3 protein-coding genes and 1 pseudogene are annotated in these 3275 nt (G+C 66.6%); 1 reads left to right on the forward strand and 3 read right to left on the reverse strand.

The window, feature by feature from the left end; genetic code table 11:
• Nucleotides 1-162: 162 nt before the first annotated feature.
• The 3 genes from EOA33_RS29130 to EOA33_RS29140 all read right to left on the reverse strand — a co-directional run bounded on the left by EOA33_RS29130 (nucleotide 163) and on the right by EOA33_RS29140 (nucleotide 2778).
• Complete coding sequence (locus EOA33_RS29130) at nucleotides 163-540, reverse strand: SgcJ/EcaC family oxidoreductase (RefSeq protein WP_127310316.1); 378 nt, start codon at nucleotides 538-540, stop codon at nucleotides 163-165.
• A gap of 112 nt (nucleotides 541-652) precedes the next feature.
• Nucleotides 653-1411: a slipin family protein gene (locus tag EOA33_RS29135; protein ID WP_126055337.1), complete on the reverse strand. Its 759-nt coding sequence runs from the start codon at nucleotides 1409-1411 to the stop codon at nucleotides 653-655.
• Entirely contained in the window at nucleotides 1408-2778 is a 1371-nt protein-coding gene (locus tag EOA33_RS29140; RefSeq protein WP_127407218.1) for a nodulation protein NfeD, read from the reverse strand. Before EOA33_RS29140 ends, EOA33_RS29135 begins: the two co-directional genes overlap by 4 nt.
• Before the next feature lie 225 nt (nucleotides 2779-3003).
• Here EOA33_RS29140 and EOA33_RS29145 point away from each other — a divergent pair.
• A pseudogene (locus tag EOA33_RS29145) lies at nucleotides 3004-3275 on the forward strand (hypothetical protein); the annotation flags it as partial.

Raw genomic sequence — 3275 nt, forward strand, 5'->3', positions numbered from 1 at the left:
GAGATTTGCGGTTTCAGCGCCGGCGCGCACCCTCGCAGCGTTCGAAATTGGCGAAGGCGGCGGAGCGAATAATCTCCCCCCTTGAGGGCGAGATGGCCGGCAGGCCAGAGGGGGGTGCTGTCCCGCCCGCGTTTCAGCAAATCACAGCTTCACATAGCGAGATCAGGCACTCGCCAGCAAGTTCGCATCCCGCGCCAGCCGCCAGCGTCCGTCGCCTTCCTTGCGCAGCAGCGTGAGCGTGTAGCCGGAGCGCCGCACCGGCTCGCCGCCCGGCGGCGTCGCCGTCATGTCGATGCGGTTGCGGATATAGGCCCAGTCGCCGAGCAGCTTGAGTTCGACGATCTCGCTCGAGCCATCGATCTTCTCGCCCATGCCTTTGAAGGCGGCAGCGAAGGCTGCCTTGCCGAACGGTTCCTTGGCGGGAACCATGAAGATGACGTCGTCGGTCATCAGCGAGAGCACGGTCTCCAGATCGCCCTTGCGGCTCGCTGCCATCCAGGTCTCGACCACCTGCCGGATCGCGCTTTCGTCGTCGGTCATTGGGTTGTCTCCCTGATGCATCCGTGAGTAGGTGGTGCACCTGTTGCTAATGGCAATGATCGCCTGCGGGGGAGATGGCCGCGAGGCCAGAGGGGGCCGCCTCGCGGCCCCCTCACTTCGCCTGCCCCTTCAAAAATTGCCCGAGCAGATCCACTGGCAGCGGGAAGACCACCGTCGACGAGCGCTCGCCGGCGATGTCGTGCAGGGCTTCGAAATAGCGCAACTGCATGGCCTGCGGCTCGGCCGCCAGCATGCGGCCGGCTTCGACCAGTTTCGCCGCAGCCTGCTGCTCGCCGTCGGCGTTGATCACCTTGGCGCGGCGCAGGCGTTCGGCCTCGGCCTGCTTGGCGATGGCGCGGATCATGCTCTCGTTGAGATCGACATGCTTGATCTCGACATTGGAGACCTTGATGCCCCAGGCGTCGGTGCGCTGGTCGAGGATCTCCTGGATGTCGTTGTTGAGCTTGTCGCGCTCGGCCAGCATCTCGTCCAGCTCGTGCTTGCCGAGCACCGAGCGCAGCGTGGTCTGCGCCAACTGGTTGGTGGCGGCCATGAAGTCCTCGACCTGGATGATCGCCCGCTCGGCATCGACGATGCGGAAATAGAGCACTGCGTTGACCTTTACCGAGACGTTGTCGCGCGAGATCACGTCCTGTGGCGGCACGTCCTGCACCACGACGCGCAGGTCCACCCGCACCATCTGCTGGATGAAGGGGACAAGGATGATGAGGCCGGGACCCTTGACCGCGGTGAAGCGGCCGAGCGTGAAGACCACGCCGCGCTCATATTCCCTGAGGATGCGGATGGCCGCCGAAAGGAACATGATCAAGGCCACCGCAACGACCAGATAGGCGACGTAACCGACCATCATCTTATTGCTCCGTTGTTGTTGCCATCGCGGCGCCTGACCGTCAGCACGAGGTCGCTGACATCGGTCACCTCGACGCTGTCGCCAGGCGCGACAGGTTCGTCGGCCCTCGCCCGCCAGCGCTCGCCCTGGGCCAGCACGTGGCCCTCGCCGCCCTGCCAGTCGAGCACCTTGACGGGGAGGCCGCGCATGACCTCGCCGCCGACGCGCGGCGGGTTTTTGCGCGCCGCCCAGACATAGGTTCCGGTGAGAAGCGCCAGCCCCAGCGTCAGCGCCGCGGCGGGGCCGATGACCGCCCATGACATGGCGAAGCCCGGACCCTCGACCTTGAGCAGCATGGCCGCGCCGAGCAGGAAGGCGGCGACGCCGCCCAGGCCCAGCACCACGGTGGGATTGAAGGCCTCGATGACGAGGAAGGCAATGCCGAGCAGCATCAGCGCCAGGCCGGCATAGTTGATCGGCAGGAGGTTGAGCGCATAGAGGCCGAGCAACAGGCAGATCGCGCCGATGACGCCGGGCGCCACGGCGCCCGGGCTGGTGAACTCGAAGATGATGCCGTAGACGCCGACCAGCATCAGGATGACGGCGGTGTTGGGGTCGGTGATGACGGAAAGCAGCCGGATGAACCAGCCGGGCTCCAGCGTCTCGACCGGCAGCCCCTTGGTCGCCAGTACCTTTTTCTGCCCGGCCACGTCGACGGTGCGCCCCTCGGCCAATTGCAAAAGCTCGGTCGTGTCGCGGGCGACGAAGTCGATGACATGCTCCTGCAATGCGGCGTTGGCCGACAGGCTCGCCGCCTCGCGCACCGCCTTTTCGCCCCAGTCGCCATTGCGCCCGCGCAATTCGGCGAGCGAGCGGATAAGCGCCACCGCGTCATTGGTGACCTTGGCCATCATCGCGTCGCCCGCCGCCCGCCCGGTGGCGTCCTTCTGGTCTTTGTCCTTCTCGCCGCCGGGAAGCGACGGCAGCCCGCCCATCTCGACCGGCGTCGCCGCGCCCAGATTGGTGCCCGGCGCCATCGCCGCGACATGGGTGGCGTAGAGGATGTAGGTGCCGGCGCTGGCTGCATGGCCGCCGGCCGGGGCGACATAGCCGATGACGGGCACCGGCGAGGCCAGGATGTCGGCGATCATCTCGCGCATCGAGGTGACCAGGCCGCCAGGCGTGTCGAGCTGAAGGATGAGGACCGCGGCATTGCGTTTGGCGGCGGTGTCGAGCGCCTCCTCGAGCTGCCTTGTGCTCGCCGGCCCGATGGCGCCGTCAATGGCGACGCTCAGCGCGACCTTGCCGGTCCCGTCGGCAGAGAAGGGAGAAACGACGGCCGCGGCCATGAGAGCAGCGGCAAGAAGGGCCACCCGCGCGAAGGTCACGCTCAAAGCTCCATGGAGAAGATATGGGTTGCATTTTGGTGAAGTCCAATGCGGGTGGTGAGGCGAAAGCGGCGCAACCGCCGATCTATCCCCTTGCGGGCGAGATTACGCGCTCGACCGCTTGCGCCAATCTCCAGCGCCGCGCCTGCGCTCGAGGGATCATGCCACGGCGTCATTTGTCCTGTATGGTCGCCAGATGGTCTCGACGGCCTTGGGGGGAAATCAATGCGAAGAATATTGGCGGCATTCATCGTCTTGGGAGCGCTGGCGGCCACCCAGCCGGCCCCCGCCGCATCCTGCAGCTGGAGCGCGAAGATGGAGGAGGACGAGGGCGGCAGCGTGCTGACGGCGTCGGTTTGCGGCGGGCCGAAGGGTGGCGCGCATCTGATGCTGACCTGTTTCGGCAAGCCGACGCTGAGCTACGACCTCGGCGAGGCCGGGCCGGAGCTGGGGCCGGGCATCAAGGCTTCGTTCGCGTTCAGGGCCGGCGGCAAGAC

The sequence above is a fragment of the Mesorhizobium sp. M4A.F.Ca.ET.050.02.1.1 genome, from assembly GCF_003997725.1.
GTDB lineage: Bacteria > Pseudomonadota > Alphaproteobacteria > Rhizobiales > Rhizobiaceae > Mesorhizobium.